The following is a 25,385-nucleotide window of genomic DNA, read 5'->3' as shown; positions in this document are numbered from 1 at the left end:
TACAGGTAGCGCGGGAAAGGCCCTCCATGCCGTACCTCACCATCGACTACTCCTCTCACCTGGCCCCTTCCCTCGACGCCTGTGCCCTCGTGAAGGACTTGCACCCGCTCGTGGTCGAGGAGTCCGGTACCTCGGGCGTGTGCAAGACGCTGCTCCGGCCCGTGCAGACGTATGCCGGGGAACAGCCGGGCGGGGAGGCCGTCTTCGTCCACGTGGAGGTCGGCCTGATGCCCGGCCGCTCTCAGGCGCGGAAGGCGCGGCTGTCGGAGAGCGTTCTGGCCCTGCTCGCCAAGCATCTGCCGGTGGCCGACGGGGATGAGGACCGGGTGTTCCTGTCGGTGGAGGTGCGCGACCTCGCGGCCTCCTACCGGCTCTCGCCCTCCGCGCGGTGAGCCCCGGGCCGGAGCCGGCCCCGACACGTCCGAATTCGGTTGTCCGCCGTGTCGGCCCCGCACTACCGTGCGGTCAGTGGATCTCTTCTCACGCTCTTGGACGGCATTGCGCACAGCGGTCGCCGAACTCCCCGACGAGGACTTCGAGCGGCCGTCGGGCTGTACCGGCTGGCTGGTACGGGACCTGGTGTGCCACCTGGTCATCGACGCCCAGGACGTCCTGATCACCCTGGTCACACCCGCCGACACCGAACCGACCGTGGACGCGGTCACCTACTGGAACCGTGTCGAGCCCCCGACCGGCGAGGATCCGCTCGACGCGCTGATCCCCCGGCTGGCCGCCGCCTACGGCGAGCCGCGGTGGCTGAAGTTCCACCTGGACGACGTCGGTTCCGCGGCGGGCCGCGCCGCCGAACTCGCCGATCCGGCCGTCCGCGTCAGCACGCGCGACGAGGTGCTGACCGTCGGCGACTACCTGTCCGCGTACGTCGTCGAGTGGACCTTGCACCACCTCGACCTGATCGCCCATCTGCCGTCGGCCGCCGAACCGCCCGCCGAGACCCTCGCGGCGGCGCGGGTGTCCCTGGAGAAGATCGCCGGGAGCGCGTTCCCCGCCTCGTTCTCCGACAAGGACGCGCTGCTGATCGGCACCGGACGCCGTACCCCGAGCGATACGGAGAAGGCGGCGCTGGGTGACTACGCCGCCGAACTCCCGTTCGCCCTGGGCTGAGCGGTCCCTCCGCTCGCCGGTCTAGGGCTTCCGTGGCCTTGAGCACTCCCTGTCCCCCGAGTGCTTGAAGCTCACTCGAGCCGAGACCACCTGATGAGATGTTTTTTGCACCCAGTCACTACCATGTGACGCCAAGACAACCAATGGAACGGCCCGTTCGATACGCGCCGTTCAGGGTCGCCGATGCCAGGGACCGCTCCCCGGGCTGCGGTGATCTTCCTGCCCAGGAGGACCTTCCGCATGTTCCGACGTATTGGCACCACGGTCGTCCGACATCCCGTGTGGACGATCGTGGCATGGCTGATCGCCGCGGTGGCGATCGTCGCCACCGCCCCGAGTCTGCCCTCGAACAGTGACGAGAGCAGCTTCCTACCCAAGAGTTACGAGTCCATCAAGGCGGCGGACCTCCAGCAGAGGGCGTTCCCCAGCGCCTTCACCCCGTCCGCGATCGCGCTGTACCAGCGCACGGACGGCGGCAAGCTGACCGCCGGCGACAAGCAGGACATCGCCCGGATCACCACCGAACTGGGCAAGAAGCACATCGACCAGGTGCAGAAGGTCGTCCCCGGCCCGCCGTCCAAGGACGGCAGGTACGGCCTCACCCTGGTCCAGATGGACAGCAAGAACGCCGGTCAGCCCAAACAGGCCGACGCGGCCAAGGTGTTGCGCGACGACGTCAAGCAGCTGGCCAAGGGCACGCATCTCGACGTCAAGCTCGGCGGTTCCGCCGCGCAGACCCTCGACCAGCAGGACGCGTCCAAGCGTGGTCAGCAGCTGATCTTCCTCGGCACCTTCGTGATCATCCTGGTGACCCTGCTGATCATCTTCCGGGCACCGATCCTGGCCGTGCTCCCTGTGGTGCTGATCATTCTGGTGTCCGTCATCGCCAACGGCCTGATCTCCTACGCCACCAAGCTGTTCGACCTGCAGGCCAACAGTTCGATCTCGGGCATGCTGATCGTCGTGCTCTTCGGCGTGGGCACGGACTACTTCCTCTTCCTGATGTTCCGTTACCGCGAGCGCCTGCGAGCCGGTGACGAACCCAAGCAGGCCATGATCAACGCGGTCGCCCGGGTCGGCGAGGCCATCGCCTCGGCCGCCGGTGCGGTCATCGTCGCCTTCCTCGCGCTGGTGCTCTCCACGCTGGGCTTCCTCAAGCAGATGGGTCCGGCACTCGCCATCGCGGTCGGCGCGACCCTCGTCGCAGGTCTGACCCTGATCCCGGCCGTGGTCTCGCTCATCGGACCGAAGGTCTTCTGGCCCTCCAAGTCCTGGCAGAAGGAGCCGGAGAACGCGATGTTCGCCGCGCTCGGCCGCGGAGTGCGCCGCCGCCCGGCGCTGACGGCCGTGGTGTCCGGCCTCGTCCTGGTCGCGCTGTCGCTCGGCGTCTTCAGCTACCACGCCTCGTTCGACCTGGCCTCGGGCTCGATGCCCAAGACCAAGGAGTCCATGGTCGTCCAGGACCAGATGCAGAAGGCGTACTCGGCGGGCGCCGCGGCACCCACCGACGTCTACCTGTCCAGCACCGACGGCAAGCCCCTGGACAAGGCCGCCTTCGGCGCGTACGTGAGCAAACTCGGAGCCGTGGACGGGGTCGCCAACGCCGGCTTGGCGCAGGTGAACAAGGACGGCAGCACCGCCGACATCACCGTCACCCTGAAGTACGAGGCGTCGACGGACAAGGCGATCGACACCGTGGGCCGGGTGCGGGACGTCGCGCACGCCAACGCCCCGGAGGGCACCAAGGCGCTCGTCGGCGGCATGTCCTCGATCTACAAGGACATCAACACCGCGGTGAACCACGACTACAAGACGGTTTTCCCGGTGGCCGCAATCCTCATCATGGTGATCCTGGGCCTGCTGCTGCGCAGTGTCGTCGCCCCCTGGTACCTGATGGCCTCCGTGGGCCTCGGTTTCGGCGCCACCCTCGGCGCCACCGTCTGGATCTTCCAGAAGGGAGAGGGAAACTCCGGCCTGATGTTCCTGCTGCCGGTGATCATGTATCTGTTCGTGGTCGCCATCGGCACCGACTACAACATCCTCATGATCGCCCGGCTCCGCGAGGAGGCCCGAGAGGGCCGCGAGCCGCGCGAGGCGGCCGGCATGGCGCTGCGGCACGCCGGTCCGACGGTCGCCGCGGCCGGTTTCATCCTGGCGGCGACCTTCGCCACCATGATGCTGGCGGGCAACTCGCTGTTCACCGAGATGGGTTTCGCGGTGTCCTTCGGCATCGCCGTCGCCGCCTTCGTCATGGCGTTGTTCTTCACCCCGAGCCTCACCGCGCTCATCGGCCACGCCGCGTGGTGGCCGGGGCACGGCGACCGGGCCGAGGCGGCGCCGGCCGGCGCGGGCACCGGCGTCGGCGGTTCCGTGCCGGCGCCCGGCACCGACCGCGACTCCGTCGCCCACGACCCCGCGGGGCGCCGTAACTAGCGGCAGCGTGCGGTGTCACGGGGAGTTCGGCCAGGCCCTCATGGGGACCTGGCCGGACTCCCCGTCGGCACGTCGTGGGGCCTGCACTGCCACGACTCAAGGACTTGCACCCCGCCCCCTGACGTGAAGGCGAAGCATGTGCGACGCGATCTGTGGGCGGCGCTGCATGTGCAGGGCGGCGACGCGTGGTCGTTCGCCGTCGCCGAGGGATCCGCCGAGGTCTCCGATCCGCCGAGGTCTCCGAGGCCACCACGGTGCCCGGTGACACGGTCGGCCGGGAACTCCTCGCGATGCTCCCGCCGGCCGCCAGGCCCGAGGACGAGGAGGCCTTCCGCACACAGCAGGTGGCCGAGCGCAGGCTCGTGATCCGGCTGCGCGTGGCCCGGCTGTACGGGCCGGCGCTGGACATCGAGGGCTAGGCCCTGTCGTCAAACTCCCTCCCCCAGCCTTCGGCCGGGAGGTGCCCCCCCGCCCCGCGACGCCTTGCACGCTCCTCCACTGCCTCGAGGGCGTGGGAGGTGCCCCCACTCGCCGCACCGGGCCCGGGCCCAAGTACATCCAGTACGAGGGCCAGGGCCCGGCACTTCCCCAGCCTTCGGCCGGGGGGACCCCCAGAGCACGCCCCTGACGCCGCGAGGCCCGCCCTCCGGGCGGACGGCGGGAGTTCGACGACAGGACCTGCCTCCGGCCCCCGGCCGGGCATCGAGTACAACCAGGGACGACTCCTCCCCCCCGGCTGCTGCCCCTGCTCCATGCCGCTGCCCCGGAAGTCCGCCGGGCCGCGGCCCGGGTCGTGTCGCACAGCCGCGCCACCCTGGGCAGGTGCCTCACAGCGGCTGGCTGGCGAGGGCCGCCAGGTAGGTGCCGTAGAGCAGGGACACGGTCGTGAGGCCGCCGCACAGCAGGCGGGTCCGGTGCGACGGGCTCGGGCGCCAGGTCCGCAGGAGGGCGCGGGCAGGCGGGATGAGCAGGGGGAAGGCCGGAAGGAGAAAGCGCGGCTTGCAGGAGAAGGGTCCGGACACCGCGACCACCAGGAGCAGCAGCACGCCTGCGAAGACCACCAGGGGCAGCGGGGCGCGGTCCAGACACAACACGCAGAACGACACGATGCCGGCCACGACGAGGGCCACGGACACCGGATAGGTCACCCAACTGCCCTGCACCGGCATCGACTCCAGAAACCGCAGGGGCCCGACCGCGAGGTCCAGCTGGGAGTTCCAGGCGCTCTGCACCTGCAGGTAGCCGTGCCACAGGTCACCGGTCTGCCGTCCCACCCACAGCACATAGCCCGCCCAGCCGAGCGGACCCATGACCATGCCGACCAGCAGTCCCGGGGAGGCGCGCCCACGCTGCCGTACGACCTCGTGCACCGCCGCGGCGGCGACGGCCGCGGCGACCGCGACCCCGTTCGGCCGGCTGAGGCCCGCCAGCAGCGCCAGCGAGCCCGCGGTCAGCCAGCGGCGGCGCAGGACGGCGTGCAGGGACCAGGCGGCACATGCGGTGAACAGCGGTTCCGTGTAGGCCAGCGCGAAGACGACCGACTGCGGAAGTACGGCCCACAGGGCGACGGCAGCGGTCGCGACCGCCCGCCCGTGGAGGTGATGGACGACCGTGTAGACGCCGCACACGGCGAGCGCCGAGCAACTCCAGGCGATCAGCAGCCCGGCTTGCCCGGCGGTCACCGGGAGTAACCCGCGCACGGCTCGGATGAGCCCCGGATACAGCGGGAAGAACGCCCAGTCGGTCTGGACCGCGCCCGTGCTGGTGATGTGCAGCTGGCTACCGTAGCCGTGCTCCGCGATGTGCAGGTACCAGACCGAGTCCCAGGCATGGGCCAGGCTCTTCCCGAACGGTCGGCCGGCTACCGCGTCGACCACGATCAGCAGGACCACTCCGGCGAGCCGGACGGCCGCGAAGACGGCGAGGGCCCGGAGCACGCCGGGGGCGCCCTGCGCCCGACCGCGGCCGGTCTCTCGAGGGCTGTCGGACGGCCGCAGCGCGGGTGACATGCTCACCCTCCGAGATTGAGCGGCCGGAATCACGAGCGCAATCCGGAACACCCCGGATGGAAGGCCGCGTCACGCCCGCCCGGCGCGGGAGGTCCCACCGTTCGGATCCGGGTGTCACCGTCGGCCCGTCTCCGCGGACATGGCGGCGGAGGCCGAGGAGGACGGGACGCTGCAGGCCGCCCGAGTTCCTCGTGGGCCTGAAGTCCGGCCGGGCCGGCAGGAGTTCACCGACCCCGCCGGCGCGGTGCCTCGTCGTCCGGGACGTCCGGGGAAGCGAAATGGGTCGCTGTCGTCCCAGGCGCCTTGACCGCAGTCCATCGGCGGTCGTCCAGGACTGCCGCATGCGCGAGAAGGTACCTCACGACCGGCGGCCCACGAGAGGTTTGTACGAAAGACGTGACATGCGGTGCTTCGTTATGGTGGAGACAGGGACATCCGGATCCTGGTGATCCGCCGTGATCCGGTGGTCGGCAGGCGTGGAAGAAGTGAAGCCGATGATCTCCGACATGGTTCTGGTTCCCACCAGCGACGCCACACTCTCCGGTGACCTCGTGGTCCCGACGGCGGCGCGGGCCGTGGTGCTCTTCGCCCACGGCAGCGGCAGTTCCCGGCACAGTCCGCGCAACCGGATGGTGGCCGCCGAACTGCGTACCGCCGGGTTCGGCACACTGCTGATGGACCTGCTCAGCGAGCGTGAGGAGCGCCACGACGCGCTGACCGGCGAGCACCGCTTCGACATTCCGCTCCTCGGGCGACGTCTCGTGGCCGCGATCGACTGGCTGGACACCCAGCCCGACAGCCGCGGTCTCCCCGTCGTCCTGTTCGGCGCCAGCACCGGCGCCGCCGCGGCGCTGGTGGCCGCGGCCGAGCGCCCCGAGCGGGTGCTGACCGTGGTCTCGCGAGGCGGCCGGCCCGACCTGGCGGGCGATGCGCTGGGACGCGTGCAGGCCTCGGTGCTGCTCATCGTCGGCGGCCAGGACCAGCAGGTCCAGGAGCTGAACGAGGAAGCGGCCAGGTATCTGCGGGCCCCGTGCGCCCTGCACATCGTTCCGGGTGCGACCCACTTGTTCGGCGAGCCCGGCGCCCTGGAGGAGGTCGCCGCGGTGGCCAGGCAGTGGTGCGACGACCGGCTGACCGGGGACGCCGCGCAGCAGGGCGGATGATGGGTGCCTTGCCGGCAGGGACGCCTTGTCAGCTGGGATTCGCCCTGCCGAAGAACTCCGCGTAGCGGTCCGGCAGCCCGGACAGGAGCTGGTCGAGCTGTGGGGCGGGCACCGCGTCGGCCACCGTGGACAGTACGGCGTCCGCGTCCCACTCGGCCGTACGGGGCCGGGCGCCGGTCTGCACGGACACCCGCCGCAGGAACTCGTCGCAGTCGAACGTCTCCGGACGCCCCCGGTCCAGATGCAGGGCCTCGTCCAGCGGGGCGGGCAACCGAGCCGCCAGTTCGTCGGCCTGTTCCGGGGCGATCCGGGTCGCGAGCGCCCACAGGACCGCCTCGCACACGTGCTCGGTCTCCTCGCGGCTGCGGTACTCGCCCCGGTCGCGGACCTGGGCCAGGAATTCTTCCAGTTGCACGGCTGCCTCCCACTGTCGTCGCAGGCCATCACGGCGAGCCGCACCCTCCCGCCCGCCGCGGCCGAGGTACGGGGCGGCCGACGGACATGGGTGATGTCGTCATTGTAGGTTCGCCGGTCCCGGGCCGCGCGGAAGCGGAGGGAGCTCTCGACATCGGGCGGGCCGAGCGTAAGACCGCGTGGCGCCATGAGGGCGGTGCGGGGAGCTTTCCGCTCTTCCGGACGGGGTGATCCGGCTGCCGGCCGCGACGGAGGCGGCGACCGTGGCCGGCGAGCCAGGGGGCATAGGACGGCGGCCGTTCCCGCTCACAGCTGCGTGGCGGTCCCGCATTCCCACCGGGTGCCGCTCACGACGCATCCCACTTGTTGGCTGACGGAGCGCACCGGCTTGTTGGCCGACGGAGCGCACCGGACGCGGTCGTGGCGAAGCCGGTCGGGTGATTGGCGGGCCGGTCCCGGCTCGGGTGCGGCCCGTCGTGGGCTCGGCCGGAGAGACTGCGGCCATCCCAACGGAGGTGGCGAAGACATGCTCAGCGACAGCACAGCGACGATCCTTGCCGAGAAGCCGAGCGTGGCGGCGGTCGTCGCGGATGCTCCGCGCGTGGCGCAGATCGCGGCGCGGTGCAGCGACGAGACGGAGGCCGCCCGGTGCCTTGCGCCCGAGGTGGTCGCGGCGGTGCGGGAAGCCGGGTTCGCCCGGCACTTCGTCCCCGCGGCCTTCGGCGGTACGGAAGGCCGGTTCGTGGACATGACCTCGGCGGTGACCCTGGTCGGCGAGGGCTGCGCCTCGGCTGCCTGGGCCGCCTCGCTGTCCGCCTACGCGGCCCGGTACGGCGCGTACCTGCCCCCGGAGGGACAGGCGGTGATCTGGGGCGACGGGCCGGACGCCCTCGTGGCGGGCGCGCTCATGCCGGCCGGGAAGGCCGAGCCCGTCCCCGGTGGCTGGCGGCTCAACGGCGAATGGAAGTACATCAGCGGGGTGCGCTTCGCCGACTGGGTCTTCGCCTGCTCCGCCGTACCCGGCGAGGTGGGCCCCGACGGGCGGGGCGAGGTGCGGTTCTTCGCGGTGCCGCAGAGGGACATCACCGTCAAGGACACCTGGTTCACGCTGGGCATGCGCGGGACCGGCAGCGACACCATGGTCCTGGACGACGTCTTCGTGCCCGAGCATCTGACCCTGTCCCGGTTCGACATCAACGCGGGTCGGGCGACGGCCTCCGAGGCCCGCTGCCACACGGTCCCCGTGAACGAGGTGAACGCGCTGCCGCTCGCCGTGCCCGTGGTGGGCGCCGCGCGGGGCGCGGTGCGGACCGCGGTCGAGCAGAACCTCCGGCGGCTCGACCGACGGGGTGCCCCGCTGCGCGAGAAGCCGTCGGTGCAGATCGACCTGGCGCGCTCGGCCGCGGAGGTGGACGCCGCGGAACTCCTCGTCCAGCGGGCCGCCCGGGTCGCCGACGGCATCGAGGAGACCAAGCAGGGCGAGGCGGCGGTCCGCGGTCCGCGGGACCTCGCGCTGGCGGTCGAGCTGTCGGTGTCCGCTGTCGAACGGCTCTTCCGCGGGATGGGGACGACGGGTCATTTCGAGTCCGACCCGGTCCAGCGGTTCTGGCGCGACGTCAACACCGCCGCGTCCCACATGGTCTTCTCCTTCGAGACCACCGGGACGGCCTACGGGGCCTGGGCACTCGGTGTGGACGGCACCGAGCCGGGGCGCTGACCTCGCCGCCCCGGCAGGACACGGTGGCCGGTCACGTCGGCCACCGCCACGTGTCCTCGACGGCGCAGGCCCGTCCCACCGGCGCGCGGATCCCCGCGGGCCCCGTCGGTGCCGACGGGACGGGCCATCACCACTTCCCCGGGCTACTGCCGCACCGTGCCCGCCCCACCCGCGATGTCGACGGACCACTCACGCATCAGCCCGGAGCCGCGGCTCGCACCATCCGCTCAGAGCAGCGTCATGCCCCGACCACAAGATCCACGCACCCTTCCTTTGTCCGGTCGGCGTCGGATACCCCTGAAGCGTGAGGAAGCGGTCGGCGGACACGATGCGGAGGGCACGGGACATGAGCGGTGAGCGGTTCGGGGACGGCCGGTATGCCGGCTGGTACGTGGACGAGCGGTGCACCAACTGCGATGTCGCGCGGCAGCTCGCGCCCGGCCTGATCGGTGAGATCGACGGACGCTCGGCCGTGCTGCGGCAGCCCCGGGACCAGACCGAGGCGCGGCTGCTCCACGCCGCCGCGCATGCCTGCCCCACCCGCTCGATCCGCCCCCCGGGAGGGCGGCTGGACACGGCACCGGACCCCTTCCCGATCGCCCTGGACGACAGCGTCCACCTGTGCGGACACAACTCCCCGCGCACCGCGGGAGCCAACTCCTACCTGTTACGCCGTCCCGACGGCACCGCGATGATGGTGGACACCCCACGCTGGAGCACGGCGCTGGCGGCGCGCTACGAGACCCTCGCCCCCGTCACCGACGTCCTGCTCACCCATCGCGACCACGCCGCGCACGGCCGCCGCTACGCCGACCGCTTCGGCGCGCGGCTGTGGATCCACGAGGGAGACCTCGATGCCGCCCCGGACGCCGACCGCGTCCTGCACGGCACCGACCCGGTGCAGATCGCCGAAGGGGTGATCGCCCAGCCCCTGCCCGGCCACACACGGGGCAGTGTGCTCTTCCTCGCCGACGACCGGTACTGCTTCAGCGGCGACAGTTTCTACTGGTCGCGAACCACCGGGGACATCGAGGTCGCGGAGAGTGTCACCTGGTACGACATCCGGGAGCTGGCCGCCTCCTTGGCGCGCACCGTCGGACACCTGCGCTTCGAGTGGCTGCTGCCCGGCCATGGCGACCGCCGGCGTCTCCCCGCCGACGAGATGGCCCGGCGACTGCGAGGGCTCGCGGAGCGCACCCGCGAACTGCCGCCCCGGCCCGTCGATTTCACCGCGATGCGCTGGTGACGGCCCGGTGCGGCCGAGGTTTGCGGGGCGGTGGTGGAAACATGTGGTGCCATGCGTGCTGCGTACATCGAGGAGCTGGGTTCCGCCGAGGTCATCCGGTACGGCGAGATCGCCGCGCCCCGGCCCGGTCCGACCGACGTGCTGGTGGACGTCCTGGCGACCACGGTCAACCCGGTGGACACGTTCGTGCGGTCGGGCCTGTTCCCCACGCAGGTCGACTTTCCGTTCGTCGTGGGCCGTGATCTGGTCGGCACGGTCGCCGAGACGGGCCCCGGCGTCAGCGGCTTCCGTGCCGGGGACCGGGTGTGGTGCAACAGCCTCGGGCACGGAGGCAGGCAGGGCGCGGCGGCCGAGCAGGCGGTGGTGGCGGCCGACCGGCTGTACCACCTGCCCGAAGGGGTCGATCCCGACGCGGCGGTGGCCGCGTTCCATCCGGCGGCGACCGCCTATCTGGCCCTGTTCGTCCACGGGCGGCTGCGCGTGGGGGACACCGTGTTCGTCGCCGGCGCCGCGGGCAACGTCGGCAGCGCCCTGGTGACGATGGCGGTGCGGGCCGGCGCCCGCGTCCTCGCCACGGCCGGCGCGCGGGACACGCCGTACTGCGCGGAGCTGGGGGCGGCCGAGGTGTTCGACTACCGGGATCCGGAACTGACGGCGAAGATCCGCGGCGCGGCGCCGTCGGGGATCGACCTGTACCTGGACACGGCAGGCGTCAACGACCTCGAGACCACGGTGGGCCTGCTCGCCCGCCGGGGCCGCGTGGTGCTGCTGGCCGGGGCCCGGACCCGCCCGGTCCTGCCCGCCGGGGCGCTGTACATGCACGACCGTTCCCTCGTGGGGTTCGTGATCTCCCACGCCACAGCCGCCGAACTCGCCGAAGCCGCCGCGTACATCAACGACCTGCTCGGCCGGGGTGCCCTTCGCCCGCGCAGCATCGAGGTCCTTCCCCTCGGCGCGGCCGCCGACGTGCATGCCCGGATGGAGAGGGGCGAACTGCACGGACGCCGGGTCGTCCTGCGTACGGACCTCACCTCCGCCGGCTGACATCCCGGCCGCCCTGGGTGACGGCCTACGGCCATGGCATAATAGTTGAACATAGAACTAATCTTCCGGGAGGCGGTCCACGGTGAGCAACATCGAGACGAAACCCAAGGAGCTGCGGTGCGGGGGCGCAGTCGACGCCGACCGGACCACCGGGCCGGCCCGGGTCGACGTACTGACCCCGCGCGATGTGCCCCTCGGTGGCCCCCGGGCGATGACCGTACGCCGCACGCTGCCGCAGCGCGCGCGGACCCTGATCGGCGCCTGGTGCTTCGCCGACCACTACGGCCCGGACGACGTCTCGGTCACAGGCGGCATGGACGTCGCCCCGCACCCCCACACCGGCCTGCAGACGGTCAGCTGGCTGTTCACCGGGGAGATCGAGCACCGGGACAGCATGGGCAACCACACGTACGTACGGCCCGGCGAGCTGAACCTCATGACGGGCGGGTACGGCATCAGCCACTCGGAGGTCTCCACCCCGCGGACCACCGTCCTGCACGGCGTGCAGCTGTGGGTGGCTCTCCCGGCGGAACACCGCGACACCGAACGGGACTTCCAGCACTACGCACCCGAGCCGGTGCAGGCCGACGGAGCGGAGATCAGGGTCTTCGTGGGCTCCCTGGCGGGCCGGGTCTCTCCGGTGCCGGCCTTCACACCGCTGCTCGGCGCCGAGATCGTCCTCCGGCCGCGCGCGACCCTCACCCTCGCCGTGGACCCCGCCTTCGAGCACGGCCTCCTGGTCGACCAGGGACTGGTGTGCCTGGCGAACACCCCGGTGGGTCCTGCGCAGCTGGGCTATGTCGCGCCGGGCGCCGACACGTTGACCCTGACGAACGAGTCGGACGACGCCGCACGGACGGTGCTGCTCGGCGGGACCCCGTTCGAGGAGGAGATCGTCATGTGGTGGAATTTCGTCGGCCGCAGCCACGAGGACGTCGCCAAGGCCCGGGAGGACTGGCAGAACTCCTCCGATCGCTTCGGGGTGGTCGAGGGGTATCCGGGGCACCGTCTTCCCGCCCCCGCCCTGCCGAACGCCGTGATCACACCGCGCAGGAATCCACCGCGCCGCTGACATCTCCGGCACGCGTCACGTTCCTCTCCGCCGCGTGCACCGACCCCACCCGCTCCCGTCCGAAAGGCACCCCATGAGCCAGCCCTCCGCCGCTCCGACCGTGGAGCACAACGCCGCCAGGAACCGCTACGAGATCATGGTCGGTGGCGAGCGCGCCGGACTGACCGCCTACCGCGACCGCGGTGACCAGCGCGTCTTCCACCACACCGAGGTCGACGAGGCCTTCGCCGGACAGGGCCTGGCCTCCCGGTTGGTCCAGGAGGCGCTCACCGACGTGCGGGAGTCCGGCAAGCGGATCGTGCCCGTCTGCCCGTACGTGGCCAAGTTCCTGAACAGGCACGAGGAGTTCGCCGACATCACCGACCCCGTGACCCCCGACGTCCTGCACTGGCTGGACACCGAACTGGGCTGACCCCAGGCGGCGACGGCCCTGCGGTCGTGGAGCGAGTCGCCGCCCGCCGTCGGTCAGGCGACGTCGGCCGCTGGGGAGTCGGATCCCGCGCCGAGGGCCAGTGCCGCGAAGGTGGCCGGCCAGTGGCCGGTCGTGAAGTCCGTGCGTTCCACCGCGGGCAGGCTCGCCGCGAGGTGGGCCTCGGCGGCTTCCGCCAAGCGCGCGGACCGGCCCGTCCGGCAGCGCGGCGGCCCTGCCGAGGGTGAGACCCAGCAGATGGCCGATGTGCGGTCGGCGTGGTCGGAGACGACCGGCACCTCCAGCAGCGGGCAGGGGGCGCCGGAGCGCGGCGCGGGCAGGAACCCGGCGCCGTGGGCGGGGAAGGCGGGCGTGTCGCCGTGGCGGCGCAGCAGGTGCACCAGCAGCCAGTGCATATGGACCGACGAGTGCCAGTCGTCGGCGCCCTGGAAGGCCGGATGCAGCGTGCTGGGCCGTACCTCCTCGTCGGGTGAAGTGACCGGGTGCGCAGGGAAGTCGGGGTACTCCCGGGTGATGTCGGCAAGGGCCGGACGGGCGAAGCCGGACGCGTGTGCGCTGCGCGGCATCAGTGGGTGGCTCCCTCGGTGACCTTCAGGTCGTGCTCCGCCAGGGTGCCGGCGGCGGTGACCAGCAGGGCGCGCAGTCCGTCGGCGACCGTGGCGGGCGCCAGGGCGGGGGCGGTGCCGTCCAGGACCTGCTCGGGAGCCCAGGGCACATGGACGAAACCACCGCGGGCGCTAGGGAATTCGGTGGCGATCAGGTGGCCGAGGCCGTACGCGACGTGGTTGCAGACGAACGTGCCGGCCGTGTTGGAGACCGCGGCCGGCACGCCCGCCGCGCGCAGGGCGGCGACGCAGGCCTTGACGGGCAGGGTCGAGAAGTACGCGGCGGGGCCGCCCGGGACCACGGGTTCGTCGATGGGCTGGTTGCCCGCGTTGTCGGGGATGCGCGCGTCGTCGACATTGACGGCGACGCGTTCGACGGTGACGCCGGGACGGCCGCCCGCCTGGCCCAGACACAGGATCAGGTCGGGCGTCGACGCGCGGACGGCATCGCGCAGGGTGTCGACGGACTCGCCGAAGACACAGGGGAGTTCGGCGGCGGTGACCGTGAGCCCGGCGGGCGGCTCGGCGGCCACGAGACGGGCCGCCCGCCAGGACGGGTTGACCTCCTGGCCGTCGAAGGGCGCGAAGCCGGTGATGAGCACGCGGGTCATGGCACTTCCTTCACGGGAGGCGAGGGTAGGGACGACTCGGAACGCGAAGGCGGCTCAGAACGCGAAGAGCGCCATGATCACGGTGGAGCAGGCCAGGAGCGGCAGGGCGGTCGGGATCTGCGCCTTGATGGGGCCGTACTGGTCCTTCAGCTCCAGCAGGGTCGCCGGGACGATGTTGTAGTTCGCGGCCATCGGGGTGCACAGGGTGCCGGAGAAGCCGGCCAGCATGCCGATCGCGAGAACGGCCGGGGCATTGCCGTGCATCTGCTCGATCAGGACGGGCCAGCCGATGGCCGCGGTCATCACCGGGAACGCGGCGAACGCGTTGCCCATGATCACGGTGAACAGGAACATGCCGACGCAGTACGCGACGACGGCCAGGTACTTCGAGTTGTCCGGCAGGACCTCGTGCACGATCTTTCCGACCTGGGTGCCGACCCCGGCCAGAGCGAAGATCGAGCCGAGCACGGCGAGGAGCTGGGGGAGCAGCAGGGCGGAGCCCATCGCCTCCAGCATGGAACGCCCGGAGTGCAGCGGCACGGACAGCTTCCGCTCGCCGGTGACCAGCATGCCGACGACCAGCGCGACCAGGCAGCCGACGCCGAGCCCGAGGAGGGTGGCCTTGCCGGTCTCGAACAGGCCGGAGGTGTCGAGCAGGGAGGCGCAGACGATGGCGACGAGCGGGATCGTCAGGGCGGGGATGAAGATCCTGCTGCCGAGCCGGGCCGCGGAGGCCTCGCGTTCCTCGCTGGTGCTGGTGACCGGGACGCCCTTGCCCAGGAAGTTGAACCCGGCGAGCACGATCAGGGCGAGGACCGCGACGCCCAGCGGTTCGGCGGGCAACGTCCAGTCGCCGTTCTTCGCGGTGGCGTCGGCGACGCCGGTGCCGTAGGGGAAGGTGAGCCCGAGCAGGCCCCAGAACGCGGCGGTCGTCCACCGCTTGGGGTTGCTGCGGTCGGCGGCCATCTGTACGGCCATGACGACGAAGACGAGGCCCACCAGCCAGTAGAGCCATTCGACCTTGATCACTTGTTGGTCTCCTTCGGCCGCGGCAGATCGTGTTCGGCGGTGGCGAGTGCCATCTCCCGGTGCAGCTGCCGGTCCAGGAGCAGCAGACGGGCGCCATGCACGAGGAAGGCGCAGGCGGCGACCGGGATCGCCCACAGGGCCAGCTGGGTCGGCTCGAGGTTCTGGTGGTACGTCGAGTTGACGAAGCCGGTGATCAGGAGGATCGAGCCGATCGCGATGAAACAGTCCTCGCCGAAGAACAGGCCCACGGTGTCGGCCGACGCGGCGTAGGAGCGCACCTTCTCCCGCAGGCGCTCGGGCAGCGCCGCGCCCGTCGAGCGCTCGGCGGCGGCCTCGGCCATGGGCGCGACGAGCGGCCGTACCGACTGCGCGGGACCTCCGATGCTGGTGAGGCCGAACGCCGCGGTGATCTGGCGGACCAGCAGATAGACGGTGAGGAACCGGCCGGCGCTCAGGCCGCCGAGCCGGCTGATGAGTCTGCGGGCCTGTTCGCGCAGGCCGTAGCGCTCCAGGAGACCGATCACGGGCAGGACGACGGCGAACACGGTGACCGAGCGGCTGTCGGCGAAGGACCGGCCGAAGGCCGCGAGGACCTCCAGCGGGTTCATCCTGCCGAGCAGCCCGGTGCAGACACCGGCGACGCCCACCACGAGGACGGGGTTGCGGCGCGTGACGAATCCGAGGATCACCACGACGACGCCTAGGAGAACGATCATGCGGTGGCCTTTGGCGTGAGCGGGCGGGACGCCCGAGCGGCGCGGATCCGGGGGCCCGGATCCGTGGGGATGCCCGGACCCTAGGGGATCGTTCAACGATCGAACAAGGGGGCGTTCGAAAAATCCACCCCTTGTCGGATCGTTCAACAATCGCTTACGTTGTGGGGCGTGATCGACCTCAACGCGGACCTCGGTGAAGGATTCGGCCGCTGGACCCTCACCGACGACGACGCCCTGCTCTCCGTCGTGACCAGCGCCAACGTCGCCTGCAGCTTCCACGCGGGCGACCCCTCGGTGATGCGGCGCGTCTGTGACCTCGCCGCGGAGCGCGGCGTCCGGATCGGGGCCCAGGTGTCCTACCGCGACCTGGCCGGTTTCGGCCGCCGGGCCATGGACGTACCGCCCGACGAACTGGCGGCCGAGACGGCCTACCAGATCGGGGCACTGCGGGTCTTCGCGCAGGCCGCCGGCGCCGAGGTGGCCTACGTCAAGCCGCACGGCGCGCTCTACAACCGCACCGTGCACGACGCCGAGCAGGCCGCGGCAGTGGTGGAGGGCGTGAAACTGGCCGGCGGCGCGCTGTCCGTGCTCGGCCTCCCGGGGTCGGAGCTGCTCGCCGCGGCGGAGGACGCCGGCCTCACCGCCGTACCGGAGGCCTTCGCGGACCGCGCCTACACCCCCGCGGGCACGCTCGTGTCGCGGCGCGAGACCAACGCCGTGGTGACCGACGAGGACAAGGTGGTCCGGCGCGCGCTGGCGTTCGCGGTGGACGGTGCCGTCGAGGCCGTGGACGGGACGACGGTCGTCGTGACCGCCCGCTCCCTGTGCGTCCACGGCGACACCCCGGGCGCCGCCCGGATCGCGGCGCGGGTACGCGCGGCCCTGGAGGCGGCCGGGATCGAGGTCGGGGCGTTCGCATGACGCAGAGCCGGTCCGTGCAGGTGCGCCTCGCCGGGCGGCACGCGGTGCTCGTCGAGCTGCCGGACGCCGAGCACACCGCGGCCTTCCACGCCGAAGTCCTCCGGCGGCGCGCGGCGGGCACCCTGCCCCACGTCGTGGAGATCGTGCCGGGTGCCCGCACTGTACTCCTGGACGGCGTCACACACCCGGAGGAGCTGGCCCGCCACATCTCCCACTGGGACGTGCCCGACCGGGCCGCCGACGGCGGGGGAGTCGTGGAGATCCCCGTACGCTACGACGGACCCGACCTGGCCCGGGTGGCCGCGCTGTGGGGCGTCGCCGTGCACGAGGTCGCCGCACGTCACTCCTCCCACACCTTCCGCGTCGCCTTCTGCGGCTTCGCCCCCGGCTTCGGCTACCTCACCGGCCTGCCCGCCCAGCTGCACGTTCCGCGCCGCGACACCCCGCGCACCCGCGTCCCGGCCGGCGCCGTCGCGCTCGCCGGCCCCTACAGCGCGGTGTACCCGCGCGCCACCCCCGGTGGCTGGCAGCTGATCGGAACCATGCCGGACCCGACACCGCTGTGGGACCTCGGCCGGGACCAACCGGCCCTCCTCACACCGGGGACGCGCGTACGGTTCGTGGCTCAGGACGGCACGCCATGACCGCCGAGCTCACCGTCCTGCGCTCCGGCGCCCTCACCACCGTCCAGGACAGCGGCCGTCGTGGCCATGCCCACCTGGGCGTTCCCCGCTCCGGCGCCCTCGACTCGGCCGCCCTGAGACTGGCCAATCTGCTGCTCGGCAACGCCGCCGACGCCGCCGCCCTGGAGACCACGCTGACCGGCTGCACCCTGCGTCCCGACCGCGGCGTGACCGTCGTGGTCGGCGGCGCACCCTGCCCGGTGACGGTCGACGGCCGGCCGGTGGCCTGGGGCGTGCCCGTACGGGTGCCCGGGCGCGCCGTGCTCGACGTGGGCGGGGTGACGGCGGGCGTACGCTCGTACGTCGCCGTCGCCGGCGGCATCGCCGTCGAACCGGTCCTCGGCAGCCGGTCGACGGACCTGCTCTCCGGACTGGGCCCGGCGCCGGTGCGCGACGGCGACGTCCTCCCGGTGGGCACCCCCGCCCGGCAGCCGGCGCTTCCGGACAGCGCTCCCTGGCCGGCGCCGCCGACCGAACTGACCCTGCCGCTGCGGCTCGGCCCCCGCGCCGACTGGTTCACCCCCGGCGCGCTGCGCACCTTCACCGCGGCGACGTACCGCGTGTCGCAGCACAGCAACCGGATCGGCCTGCGCACCGAAGGACCCGCGCTGGAGCGCGTGTCGGCCGGCGAGCTGCCGAGCGAGGGCATGGTCCTCGGCGCCGTCCAGGTGCCCCCCGACGGCCGCCCGGTGGTGTTCCTGCACGACCACCCGACCACCGGCGGCTACCCGGTGATCGGCGTCGTCGCAGAGACCGCGCTGGCGGCTGCCGCGCAGGCCGCGCCGGGTACGCCGGTCCGCTTCACCCCCGGCTGACCGCCGCCGCTGCCCGCGCGGCGGCGGCGTGCGGGCGCCGGGTGGTGGGTGATTCTGGAGGGGTGGGTGGTGTCCCAGCCCGCCGGATTCCGGCGGACTACGCCGTCTCGGGCCGCCGGGCGGTACGCGTGACACTGGTCGCCGCGGCCGGGTTCTACCTCTTCCGCTACGGCCTCGACCGGCCCGTGGCGGCTACCTACGCACTGTTCGCCTCCGTGGCCCTGGGCGGACTCGCCAAGATCCCGGGCACCGGCCGGCAGCGGGCCGCGACGGTGCTGCGCCTGCTTCCGGTGTGCTGGCTGCTGGTCGCCGTCGGCACCTTTCTGTCGGTGCGGACCTGGAGCGCCGTCGTCGGCATGCTGGCGGTGGGCTTCACGCTGGGCTTCGCCGCCGTGGGCGGTCCACGCCCGGCAGGGGCGGCGCCCGGACTGCAACTGCTGTACATCCTCCCGTCGTTCCCCCCGTACGCCCCCGCCACCCTCGGCGAGCGCCTGGTCGGGACGAGCACCGGACTGGCCCTCTTCATCGCCGCCGAGGCGCTGATCCTCCCCGAGCCCCGCCCGCCCTCGTACCGGGAACGGGCCGCCCGCGCCGTGCGAACCGCCGCGCACTGCGCGGCGCTCCTCGCCGCACCGCCGTACGCCCTGACCGGCCCGGACATCCGGGCGGCCGGGGAGAGCAGCCAGTCCCTGCGGCCCCTGACCGTGCCGGAGGCGGAACGCCCGGCGGGGCCGGGAGTGCGCGACCGAGCCCTCGCCCACACCGGTCTGGCCACGCGCACCCTGCTCAGCCGCCTGGCGCAGCTGCCCGTCCCGCCCGGCGGGGAGCCGGGTCCCGAGGTGGCCGCCGTGCTGCGGTCCGTCGCCGGGCTGGCCGCGGCGACCGCGGACTGCCTGCGGACCGGGCCGTCGCCGGTGACCCCGTACGAGCACCTGGCCGGGGCACGCGCGCACCTGTCGGCCGTCTCCGCGGCCCCGGCCCCCGCGAGGGACCCGGCACCCGGAACCCCGGCCGCCGCCGGTGATCCGGCACCCGGAACCGCTCGCGCGCCGGACTTCCCGCCCGCGGTACTGCGCCGGCACGTCGCCGTGCTGGGATCGCCGACGCCGCGCTCACCATGGCCACGGCGGCCGAGCTCGCCGTACACGGAAGGCGTGCCGCGGTGGCGGACACGCAGGGCCGCTTCCGGTACGCCGGGACCTGGGCGCCGCTCCTGTGGTGGCACCGGGTGCGCGGCCACGCCGGGAGCCGGTCGGTCTTCTTCCAGAACGCGGTCCGCATCGCCCTGGCACTGACCGCGGCCCGGCTCGTGGCCGGGGTGGACACGCTGCCCCACGGCTTCTGGGCCACCCTGGCGACGCTCACCCTCACCCGGACCACCATGGACGAGACCTGGCACACCATCCGTCTTGCCCTCGCGGGCACCCTGGCCGGGGCCCTCGTCACCGCCGGGACACTGGGCCTGGCCGGGACCGACACCGCCGTCTACGCCGTCGTCCTGCCGGTGTGGATGCTGTTCGCCTTCACGGTGGGCCCGGTCAAGGGCGTCGGCTGGGCACAGGGCCTGTTCACCGTGCTCGTGGCCCTGGTCTTCGCCCAGCTGGCCCCGCCGACCTGGCGCCTGGCGGAGGTCAGGATGCTGGACGTGCTGGTCGGCAGCGCGATCGGCGCTGTCTTCGGACTGCTGGCCTGGCCGCGCGGCGCCCATGACGAGCTGCGCCAGGCGGCGGCGGAACTCCTGCGCAGGGCAGCCGAGATCGTGGTGGCTACCGGCGCCTCGGTGGCGGCCGGCGGTGCGGTGACCGCGCCGTCCGGGGCGTCCGGGCACCGGTCGCTGCATCGCGCGGTCGTCCTCGCCGAGTCCGCGTACGCCCAGTTCCAGAGCGAGCCGACACCGTTCGGCGGCGTGGCGCGCCGGCCCGCTCCGCGCAGCGTGGACCGGCAGGCCACGCTGATGGCCGGCCACCACACCCTGTGGGGCTCGGTACGGCTGCTGGCGCCGCCGCCGGCCGGCCTCGGCCGTTCGGCGGCCGAATCCGTCAGCGGGCTGGGGGACCGCGTGGCCGGGCGGATGCTGCTGATCTCGGCGGCCCTCGATCCCGGAGCGGACACGCCGGCCGGGCCGGTTCCGCCGATCGATCCGGCGCTCGCCGGGTCCGCCGCCGAGCCGCCCGGCGCCCCGCGCCTGTACTACGCGACCGTGTCGTGGCTCGACTCGCTGATGACCGACCTGACCCGGATCGCGCGCGGCAGCCCCGAGTCCGGACCGGGCCCGCATCCGCCGTGACCGTGCCGCCGGATCCGGCCGCGGCCGACCGGGGCGCGGTTTGGCCCATGTCACGGCGGGGACCCGGAGCGACATGTTTCGAACCATCGCGCGGGGCTCTGCCGCCGGTGCTGCCGGCACCACCGCCCTGAACGCCGTCACCTATCTGGACATGGCGGTGCGCGCCCGGCCTTCGAGCGGCACCCCGGAAGCCGTCGTGGAGAAGGTCACCACCAAGGTGGGGCACCCGGTCCGGGGCGGGGAAGGGCGGGACAACCGGCTCTCCGGACTGGGGGCCCTGTCGGGCATCGCCGTCGGCGTCGGGACGGGCGCCGTGGTGGCACTGCTGCACCGCGCCGGTCTGCGGCCGCACGCCTGGCTGGGCGCCCTGCTGACCGGGGCCCTGGCGATGACGCTGGCCGACGCGCCGATCGCCGGCTTGGGCATCAGCGATCCGCGCACCTGGTCGTCGGCCGACTGGGCCTCGGACGCCGTCCCGCATCTCGCCTACGGCCTGGTCACCTACCGGGTCGTCGCGTCGGGTTGAGGGTGCGCCGCGGCCAGCGGGTACGGGTTTCGCGGGCCTCCCGGCTGAGCGCCGCGCGTGGCGCGAGGGTGTCGAAGCCGTGGAAGGCGCCGGGCCAGACATGCAGTTGGGCCCGGCCGCCGGCCTGCCAGATCGCCTGGGTGTAGGCGCCACGGCCTCGTGCCGCAAGGTCTCGGCCGAGCCGACCTCGACACAGGCCGGGGGCAGCCCGGACAGATCCTCCCGCTCCTGCCGGGCGGCAAGGTTCTGAGGGGTGTACGGCTCCCTCGCCAAGGCCCACGAACCTCCCAGTGCCTCGGACGGTTCGGGGTCGAACGGCGGCACCGCCCGGGCCACCGGTACGGGACCGGTCTCCGACGGCACGTCGTCCGCGAGGTCCGTCCGGCCCACCGCGTCACCTGCCGGTCCCGGGCCGTCGGGGCCGCGGGCCGCAGCCCGGCTCATCCCGGTTCCCACGGGCCGTACAGGGCGGCGCCGGCATCCGTCGAGAGAGCCCAATAGCGGTCGCCGTAGGACCAATGCCACCACTCCGTGGGGTAGTTGACGAGGCCGACGGCCCCCAGTGCGGCACCGAGGACGCGGCGGTTGGCCCGCGCCTCGGGGCCGATCGTGGCGGCGTCCGTGTAGCAGGCGCCGTCACTCTCCTCCGGGTCGGCGTCCACCCGAGTGCCCATGTCGAGCTCACGCCCCTCGGCGTCCACGAGCGTGAGGTCCACCGCGGCGCCGGCACTGTGCGGCGCGATCTCCGGCGGCGACACATACCGGCTCGCTGCCTCCCGCACCCGCGCCGGCGACCAGTCCGGGTGAGCGGCCCGCAGCGAGTCGGCGTACCGCTCGAAGTACTCTCGCTGCAGTGCGGGCGGCCGGTACCCCTCGACGAACAGCAGGCGCAGGCCGTCCGGGAGGAGTTGCTGCGCCCTGAGCAGACGGATCAGCACTCCTTCGCGCAGATACGCGAACGCCCCCGACGGTTCCGCACTGCGCCGCATCCACGGCCAGGGTGTTCCGCAGCCGGACGTCGACCAGCGGTTCACCGCACTCGGTCACGGGGACGGCCGCGACCTCGGATCCGCCATCAGTACGAGCTCATTCATGCACCGATCCTCTCCGGCCGTCCGTTCAACCGTGGCCGTGTCTGCCGGTCTTGGCCCAAAGCCGTCGGTCCTGGTAGTCATGGCCTGTGCGATTCGAGAGTGTTCCCATGCCGGCGCCGGTCGAGGCGCGGCCCCGTGACGCCCGTGGGTATCCGGTGCCGGCGATCACCCCCTGGGAGGGGGAGGAGCCCCAGTTCGCGCTGACCGACTACGAACGCAGCGCCGCCTGTGCGCGCAAGCGTCTGTGCTCGGTGTGCAACCAGGGCATGCCGCAGGGGCCGGTGTGGCGTGTGGTGGGGGCCGCGGAGAGCGCCGCGATCGGGGAGGCGCTGGCCGCCGGGCGGCCCTACCGCAATCTCGCGCCGACCCTCGAAGGACCGGGGCACCGTGCGTGCATGCTGTACGCCTCCATGGTCTGCCCCTATCTGGCCCGGCCCAACGCCCGGCGCGGCATGTCGGCGGCGGAGCCGGACGACATGACCTCACATGTGGTGCGGGGCGCCGTCCGCGGCGCGCTGGGTGCGGTGGTGGGGTTCGGCGAGTACGAGTACGCCGTCACCGCCAGCCGGGTGCTCTTCCGGTTCCTCGACGTCGTCGAGTTCCTGCCGCACGACACCGCCGACGCGCACCTGGACGAACTGCGGGCCGAGCTCGCCCGGACGGCGAAGTGACCCGCACTCCGCGCCCCGGACGCGCCCGGCCCGCTGTGTCGCTCGACGATGTCAGGGGCGGTACGCCGCCAGGCCGACCGTCGAGGTGACCTTCGTCGGGTGGCCCGTGCCGTCGGCCGGCATTGTCACCGTGCCGGACGGGGTGCGCACTGCGAGGGTCTTGCCGTCGGGGGACCAGGCGGGCTCGGTGTAGTCGGTCGTGGCGTGCGGCGTGAGGTCCTTGATGTGGTTGCCGTGCGTGAAGTCCTCCACGAGCACGTGGTCGTGGCCGGCGACCGAGCGCACGAAGACGACCTCCTCCTCGTTCGGGGACAGCGCCGGCTGGGAGCCCTGGGTGAGCTTGCCGCCCTGCTGGCGCAGGTAGTCGTCGCGGATGTAGACCTCGCCGTTGTGGTCGTTGGCGTACACCGAGGTGCCGTAGTGGCCGGCCGCGTTCGGCCAGACGTTGCCGGTCTGCGGCAGCGCACCGCCCGGACCGGGGTCGCCGTACAGGGACAGCGTCTTGGGCGTGCCGTGGACGGCCTTGGCGGAGATGTACTTCAGCCGGGACACGTTGTTCGCGCGTGCCGCGAAGATGAGGTTGTCCTTGGCGGGGATGCCGTTCTGGGTGTCCTTCGCGGTCACCTGCCAGGTCGGGTGCGACCAGTTCTGGTTTCCGGGATTCTTGGCGACGACGACGCGCCCGCTGCCGTCGGGGTTCGCGATGTCCAGGTTGCCTGAGCCGTCGACGAAGGCGGCCTTCTTGCCGTCCGGGGACCAGGCCAGGTCCCGGACGGGCACGCCGAAGTCCACCTTGTGGCCGCCGATCAGCACGTACTTGGAGCCGTTGCTGATGGTCAGGGTGCTGTGCGAGGCGGTGGCGGCGGCCGAGGCCGCGCCGGAGGCGCCCAGCAGTGCCGTGCCGGTGACGGCCGCCGCCACGGCGATGGCGGCCGCCATGGTGCGGGTACGCGTGGTCATGTCTGTATTCCCCCAGGAACCTGGACTGGTCGACTGGTCGAGTCGCTCGCTGAAGCCGAGCTTGGCAGGCCCTGATCTTCGAATCGTCCGTTCACCGTCACAGAGGCGTAACACAGGGGTTGAGGTCCACGTGCGACTTCCAGACGAAGCCGCGTGAGGGTGAGCGGGAAGCCTTGCGGGGCTGGGTGTCGTCGGGTGACCTTCGCTCACGCCGTCAACAGGCGGTGGAACCGACGCCAGGCACCGGGGGCCGGCGGAGCCGGCTGATCGGGAGATGCGCTCGGAGCTGTCGGCGAACGAGGAACGGCCCATCCTGCGGGCCGCCCGCCTCACCCCGGCCGGTCACGACGCGCCGGCCTGCACCGGCGCCGGCCCAGCACCCGCACCGTCGTCGGGCTCGCGCATTGAGCCGCCCACTGCAGCCCGAAGCCAGCGGAGCAGTAGGCCGGCTTCGCACGTCATCACTTGCCACGGCGCTGTCTGGCCCTGTGGCGCCTGCCGAGCTGGGCGACGATGAGCGAGAGGAGAGTGACGGCCAGGCTCGCACCGCCCACCGGACCTGGGAGGTGCCAGACCTGGGCTGCCACGACGGTGATGCCTCCTCCGAGAAGACCGAAGTACGCGCCCATCAGCACGCGTCCGCTCGGATCCAGCCGGATCTTCTCCATGTCGGCCGGCTCCGGCGTCTGCTGCAGGGCGATGTAGTTGCCCGGGTTGCCGAGGATGTCGTCGAGCCCGTCGAACGGGTGACCGCCGGGCGCGCAGCAGAAGTAGACCGTGCTGCCCGGCTCGACCACGGCGGTGAGCGGCGGACTGGAACACCAGGCGATCTTCAGCTGCAGACGATGCAGTCCCGATGGCACTTGAAAGCGCAGCGTCTGCCCTCGACGGATGCTGCCCACCTGCGCGTGGTCGAGCAGCACGGCATAGCCGCGAGCGGCGTCGCGACAACCTCCCGGAGCCCGCGACAGCACGAGTGTCCCGTGCCCCGGCCGGCCTGCGTCGCCGAGGGACAGCCCTGAACATCCGTCCTGCCGGGCCTCGGCCGGCGCGTCCCGTTCGCCGTCAGGCATAGATCCCTCCCAGCGGACCACGGCACGCCCCCTCACGCGGGCCGTCCTTACGCTGCGATCGTATTCTTCGAGCGGTGGGTCCGGGCGGTCGATGTGCGCAGCGACGCCCTGGAACAGGCCCTCTCTCAGGGCGAGCCGTTCGTCAGCAGCAGGTGAAAGGTGCGGTCCCGGTGGACGAACGTGGCGGTGTCGGAGCCACTGCCATCGAAATACACCGGCGGCTGCGGATCCTCGCCACTGTAGTAGCCGGTGGAGCGCAGGAAATCGGGGCTGACAGCGGCGAAGGACCATGCCGGGCCGTCTGCGCCGAGCAGTTCCCGGGCGAAGCCGCGCACCAGCTGCTCGGCGTCCGCCGCCGGGTAGTGGTGGTTGTAGGGGCTGAACGCCTCGCAGAGCATCCAGCGCAGCCGTGCCAGGAAGCCTGCGTGATCGAGTGGGCTGACCGTGGCGCGGAAGCCCTCGCGCAGGAGCGGGTGCTCGAAGGGCTGGCTGTCGTACTCGTCCGTCAGGTTGTACCAGTTGCGGCGCACGTCGGCGGCACGCATCAGCCGCTGGAACAGGGCACTGCGCAGGAAAGCGCGCAGGACTTCCTGGCGGTTCCCGGCTACGACGGGCACGTCGCAATCCGCCGTGAGCAGCAAGGTGTTGCTGTTCATCGCGTGGTCGACGGCGGAGAGGAAGGCGTCGACGGCAGGGGGTTCGGGATCGGGCGGAGGTGCGGTGAAGTTCGGGGAACCCATGGCG

The 25,385-nt window shown here is 72.5% G+C and carries 25 protein-coding genes and 2 pseudogenes; 17 read left to right on the top strand and 10 right to left on the bottom strand.

All coding sequences use genetic code 11. The annotated features are described in order from the left end of the window. The first annotated feature begins 26 nt into the window (after positions 1 to 26). The 4 genes and pseudogenes from FB563_RS33600 to FB563_RS33585 all read left to right on the top strand — a co-directional run. The gene (locus FB563_RS33600; protein ID WP_055706905.1) at positions 27 to 392 is read left to right on the top strand and encodes a 5-carboxymethyl-2-hydroxymuconate Delta-isomerase; all 366 of its coding nucleotides are present in this window, start codon (positions 27 to 29) and stop codon (positions 390 to 392) included. 76 nt (positions 393 to 468) lie between these two features. After that, on the top strand, positions 469 to 1,122 hold the full coding sequence (locus tag FB563_RS33595; RefSeq protein WP_055706904.1) for a maleylpyruvate isomerase N-terminal domain-containing protein: 654 nt from the start codon (positions 469 to 471) through the stop codon (positions 1,120 to 1,122). 240 nt (positions 1,123 to 1,362) lie between these two features. Further along, positions 1,363 to 3,555: an MMPL family transporter gene (locus FB563_RS33590; RefSeq protein ID WP_055706903.1), complete on the top strand. Its 2,193-nt coding sequence runs from the start codon at positions 1,363 to 1,365 to the stop codon at positions 3,553 to 3,555. A 123-nt stretch (positions 3,556 to 3,678) separates the two neighbouring features. Then, positions 3,679 to 3,974: pseudogene (locus tag FB563_RS33585) on the top strand (pyridoxamine 5'-phosphate oxidase family protein); the annotation flags it as partial. A 408-nt stretch (positions 3,975 to 4,382) separates the two neighbouring features. Here the strand turns inward: FB563_RS33585 and FB563_RS33580 are convergent. Then, complete coding sequence (locus FB563_RS33580; protein WP_055706682.1) at positions 4,383 to 5,564, bottom strand: glycosyltransferase family protein; 1,182 nt, start codon at positions 5,562 to 5,564, stop codon at positions 4,383 to 4,385. Between the two features lie 494 nt (positions 5,565 to 6,058). Here FB563_RS33580 and FB563_RS33575 point away from each other — a divergent pair, with 494 nt between their 5' ends. After that, complete coding sequence (locus tag FB563_RS33575) at positions 6,059 to 6,727, top strand: dienelactone hydrolase family protein (RefSeq protein ID WP_055706683.1); 669 nt, start codon at positions 6,059 to 6,061, stop codon at positions 6,725 to 6,727. Between the two features lie 28 nt (positions 6,728 to 6,755). Here the strand turns inward: FB563_RS33575 and FB563_RS33570 are convergent, their stop codons facing one another. Continuing rightward, positions 6,756 to 7,142, bottom strand: coding sequence for a DUF2267 domain-containing protein (locus FB563_RS33570; RefSeq protein ID WP_055706681.1), 387 nt, complete (start codon positions 7,140 to 7,142; stop codon positions 6,756 to 6,758). Between the two features lie 525 nt (positions 7,143 to 7,667). On the opposite strand from FB563_RS33570, the gene FB563_RS33565 reads away from it, so the two are divergent. The 5 genes from FB563_RS33565 (at position 7,668) to FB563_RS33545 (ending at position 12,632) form a co-directional block, all read left to right on the top strand. Beyond that, positions 7,668 to 8,858 carry an acyl-CoA dehydrogenase family protein gene (locus FB563_RS33565; protein WP_055706680.1) on the top strand — a complete coding sequence of 397 codons (1,191 nt, stop codon included), beginning with the start codon at positions 7,668 to 7,670 and terminating at the stop codon, positions 8,856 to 8,858. 346 nt (positions 8,859 to 9,204) lie between these two features. Next, positions 9,205 to 10,104, top strand: coding sequence for a 4Fe-4S domain-containing protein (locus FB563_RS33560; RefSeq protein ID WP_055706679.1), 900 nt, complete (start codon positions 9,205 to 9,207; stop codon positions 10,102 to 10,104). Positions 10,105 to 10,155: 51 nt separating this feature from the next. Beyond that, a complete protein-coding gene (locus FB563_RS33555; protein ID WP_055706678.1) occupies positions 10,156 to 11,148 on the top strand; it encodes an NADPH:quinone reductase in 993 nt (330 codons plus the stop codon). Positions 11,149 to 11,230: 82 nt separating this feature from the next. Beyond that, positions 11,231 to 12,220, top strand: coding sequence for a pirin family protein (locus FB563_RS33550; protein WP_055706677.1), 990 nt, complete (start codon positions 11,231 to 11,233; stop codon positions 12,218 to 12,220). 73 nt (positions 12,221 to 12,293) lie between these two features. Next, positions 12,294 to 12,632: a GNAT family N-acetyltransferase gene (locus tag FB563_RS33545; RefSeq protein ID WP_055706676.1), complete on the top strand. Its 339-nt coding sequence runs from the start codon at positions 12,294 to 12,296 to the stop codon at positions 12,630 to 12,632. Between the two features lie 53 nt (positions 12,633 to 12,685). Here the strand turns inward: FB563_RS33545 and FB563_RS33540 are convergent, their stop codons facing one another. The 4 genes from FB563_RS33540 to FB563_RS33525 are packed head-to-tail and all read right to left on the bottom strand — an operon-like array spanning position 12,686 to position 15,611. After that, a complete protein-coding gene (locus FB563_RS33540) occupies positions 12,686 to 13,216 on the bottom strand; it encodes a DUF2891 family protein (protein WP_055706675.1) in 531 nt (176 codons plus the stop codon). Continuing rightward, on the bottom strand, positions 13,216 to 13,866 hold the full coding sequence (pcp, locus tag FB563_RS33535) for a pyroglutamyl-peptidase I (RefSeq protein ID WP_055706674.1): 651 nt from the start codon (positions 13,864 to 13,866) through the stop codon (positions 13,216 to 13,218). Before pcp ends, FB563_RS33540 begins: the two co-directional genes overlap by 1 nt. Positions 13,867 to 13,920: 54 nt before the next feature. Beyond that, positions 13,921 to 14,895, bottom strand: coding sequence for a DUF979 domain-containing protein (locus tag FB563_RS33530; protein ID WP_055706673.1), 975 nt, complete (start codon positions 14,893 to 14,895; stop codon positions 13,921 to 13,923). Further along, a complete protein-coding gene (locus FB563_RS33525; RefSeq protein ID WP_055706672.1) occupies positions 14,892 to 15,611 on the bottom strand; it encodes a DUF969 domain-containing protein in 720 nt (239 codons plus the stop codon). The genes FB563_RS33530 and FB563_RS33525 overlap by 4 nt, the downstream gene beginning before the upstream one ends. Before the next feature lie 168 nt (positions 15,612 to 15,779). Between FB563_RS33525 and FB563_RS33520 the strand changes: the two genes are divergently transcribed. From FB563_RS33520 to FB563_RS33500, 6 genes are all read left to right on the top strand, one after another. Beyond that, on the top strand, positions 15,780 to 16,532 hold the full coding sequence (locus FB563_RS33520; RefSeq protein ID WP_055706671.1) for a LamB/YcsF family protein: 753 nt from the start codon (positions 15,780 to 15,782) through the stop codon (positions 16,530 to 16,532). After that, on the top strand, positions 16,529 to 17,176 hold the full coding sequence (locus FB563_RS33515; RefSeq protein ID WP_055706670.1) for a 5-oxoprolinase subunit B family protein: 648 nt from the start codon (positions 16,529 to 16,531) through the stop codon (positions 17,174 to 17,176). Before FB563_RS33520 ends, FB563_RS33515 begins: the two co-directional genes overlap by 4 nt. Next, the gene (locus FB563_RS33510) at positions 17,173 to 18,030 is read left to right on the top strand and encodes a 5-oxoprolinase subunit C family protein (RefSeq protein ID WP_142219139.1); all 858 of its coding nucleotides are present in this window, start codon (positions 17,173 to 17,175) and stop codon (positions 18,028 to 18,030) included. Before FB563_RS33515 ends, FB563_RS33510 begins: the two co-directional genes overlap by 4 nt. 62 nt (positions 18,031 to 18,092) lie before the next feature. Further along, positions 18,093 to 19,325 (top strand): hypothetical protein, encoded by a 1,233-nt coding sequence (locus tag FB563_RS44510; RefSeq protein ID WP_244329063.1) that lies wholly within the window; start codon positions 18,093 to 18,095, stop codon positions 19,323 to 19,325. Then, positions 19,259 to 20,317, top strand: coding sequence for an FUSC family protein (locus FB563_RS44505; RefSeq protein ID WP_234357863.1), 1,059 nt, complete (start codon positions 19,259 to 19,261; stop codon positions 20,315 to 20,317). The genes FB563_RS44510 and FB563_RS44505 overlap by 67 nt, the downstream gene beginning before the upstream one ends. Positions 20,318 to 20,390: 73 nt before the next feature. After that, on the top strand, positions 20,391 to 20,843 hold the full coding sequence (locus FB563_RS33500) for a hypothetical protein (protein WP_142219138.1): 453 nt from the start codon (positions 20,391 to 20,393) through the stop codon (positions 20,841 to 20,843). A 440-nt stretch (positions 20,844 to 21,283) separates the two neighbouring features. On the opposite strand, the pseudogene FB563_RS33490 reads toward FB563_RS33500, so the two are convergent. After that, positions 21,284 to 21,937, bottom strand: a pseudogene (locus FB563_RS33490) (M15 family metallopeptidase). Between the two features lie 107 nt (positions 21,938 to 22,044). Between FB563_RS33490 and FB563_RS33485 the strand changes: the two are divergent. Further along, positions 22,045 to 22,608, top strand: a complete 564-nt coding sequence (locus tag FB563_RS33485; protein WP_055703893.1) for a hypothetical protein — start codon at positions 22,045 to 22,047, stop codon at positions 22,606 to 22,608. A gap of 51 nt (positions 22,609 to 22,659) precedes the next feature. On the opposite strand, the gene FB563_RS33480 is transcribed toward FB563_RS33485, so the two are convergent. The 3 genes from FB563_RS33480 to FB563_RS33470 all read right to left on the bottom strand — a co-directional run bounded on the left by FB563_RS33480 (position 22,660) and on the right by FB563_RS33470 (position 25,381). Continuing rightward, entirely contained in the window at positions 22,660 to 23,568 is a 909-nt protein-coding gene (locus tag FB563_RS33480) for a TolB family protein (RefSeq protein ID WP_055703894.1), read from the bottom strand. Between the two features lie 461 nt (positions 23,569 to 24,029). Then, positions 24,030 to 24,491 carry a hypothetical protein gene (locus tag FB563_RS33475; protein ID WP_055703895.1) on the bottom strand — a complete coding sequence of 154 codons (462 nt, stop codon included), beginning with the start codon at positions 24,489 to 24,491 and terminating at the stop codon, positions 24,030 to 24,032. Between the two features lie 275 nt (positions 24,492 to 24,766). Continuing rightward, complete coding sequence (locus FB563_RS33470) at positions 24,767 to 25,381, bottom strand: hypothetical protein (protein WP_142219137.1); 615 nt, start codon at positions 25,379 to 25,381, stop codon at positions 24,767 to 24,769. Between the last annotated feature and the right edge of the window lie 4 nt (positions 25,382 to 25,385).

Source organism: Streptomyces puniciscabiei (assembly GCF_006715785.1).
Classification (GTDB): domain Bacteria; phylum Actinomycetota; class Actinomycetes; order Streptomycetales; family Streptomycetaceae; genus Streptomyces; species Streptomyces puniciscabiei.
The sequence above is the reverse complement of the archived record's forward strand: the minus strand, read 5'-3'. Positions and strand labels throughout refer to the sequence as shown.

What these genes read in the sequence shown, in the direction of transcription:
- FB563_RS33600 (WP_055706905.1), top strand. Translation starts at nt 27, where the DNA reads ATGCCGTACCTCACCATCGACTACTCCTCTCACCTGGCCCCTTCCCTC.
- FB563_RS33590 (WP_055706903.1), top strand. Translation starts at nt 1,363, where the DNA reads ATGTTCCGACGTATTGGCACCACGGTCGTCCGACATCCCGTGTGGACG.
- FB563_RS33580 (WP_055706682.1), bottom strand. Translation starts at nt 5,564, where the DNA reads ATGTCACCCGCGCTGCGGCCGTCCGACAGCCCTCGAGAGACCGGCCGC.
- FB563_RS33575 (WP_055706683.1), top strand. Translation starts at nt 6,059, where the DNA reads ATGATCTCCGACATGGTTCTGGTTCCCACCAGCGACGCCACACTCTCC.
- FB563_RS33565 (WP_055706680.1), top strand. Translation starts at nt 7,668, where the DNA reads ATGCTCAGCGACAGCACAGCGACGATCCTTGCCGAGAAGCCGAGCGTG.
- FB563_RS33560 (WP_055706679.1), top strand. Translation starts at nt 9,205, where the DNA reads ATGAGCGGTGAGCGGTTCGGGGACGGCCGGTATGCCGGCTGGTACGTG.
- FB563_RS33555 (WP_055706678.1), top strand. Translation starts at nt 10,156, where the DNA reads ATGCGTGCTGCGTACATCGAGGAGCTGGGTTCCGCCGAGGTCATCCGG.
- FB563_RS33545 (WP_055706676.1), top strand. Translation starts at nt 12,294, where the DNA reads ATGAGCCAGCCCTCCGCCGCTCCGACCGTGGAGCACAACGCCGCCAGG.
- FB563_RS33540 (WP_055706675.1), bottom strand. Translation starts at nt 13,216, where the DNA reads ATGCCGCGCAGCGCACACGCGTCCGGCTTCGCCCGTCCGGCCCTTGCC.
- pcp (WP_055706674.1), bottom strand. Translation starts at nt 13,866, where the DNA reads ATGACCCGCGTGCTCATCACCGGCTTCGCGCCCTTCGACGGCCAGGAG.
- FB563_RS33525 (WP_055706672.1), bottom strand. Translation starts at nt 15,611, where the DNA reads ATGATCGTTCTCCTAGGCGTCGTCGTGGTGATCCTCGGATTCGTCACG.
- FB563_RS33515 (WP_055706670.1), top strand. Translation starts at nt 16,529, where the DNA reads ATGACGCAGAGCCGGTCCGTGCAGGTGCGCCTCGCCGGGCGGCACGCG.
- FB563_RS33510 (WP_142219139.1), top strand. Translation starts at nt 17,173, where the DNA reads ATGACCGCCGAGCTCACCGTCCTGCGCTCCGGCGCCCTCACCACCGTC.
- FB563_RS33500 (WP_142219138.1), top strand. Translation starts at nt 20,391, where the DNA reads ATGTTTCGAACCATCGCGCGGGGCTCTGCCGCCGGTGCTGCCGGCACC.
- FB563_RS33485 (WP_055703893.1), top strand. Translation starts at nt 22,045, where the DNA reads ATGCCGGCGCCGGTCGAGGCGCGGCCCCGTGACGCCCGTGGGTATCCG.
- FB563_RS33480 (WP_055703894.1), bottom strand. Translation starts at nt 23,568, where the DNA reads ATGACCACGCGTACCCGCACCATGGCGGCCGCCATCGCCGTGGCGGCG.
- FB563_RS33470 (WP_142219137.1), bottom strand. Translation starts at nt 25,381, where the DNA reads ATGGGTTCCCCGAACTTCACCGCACCTCCGCCCGATCCCGAACCCCCT.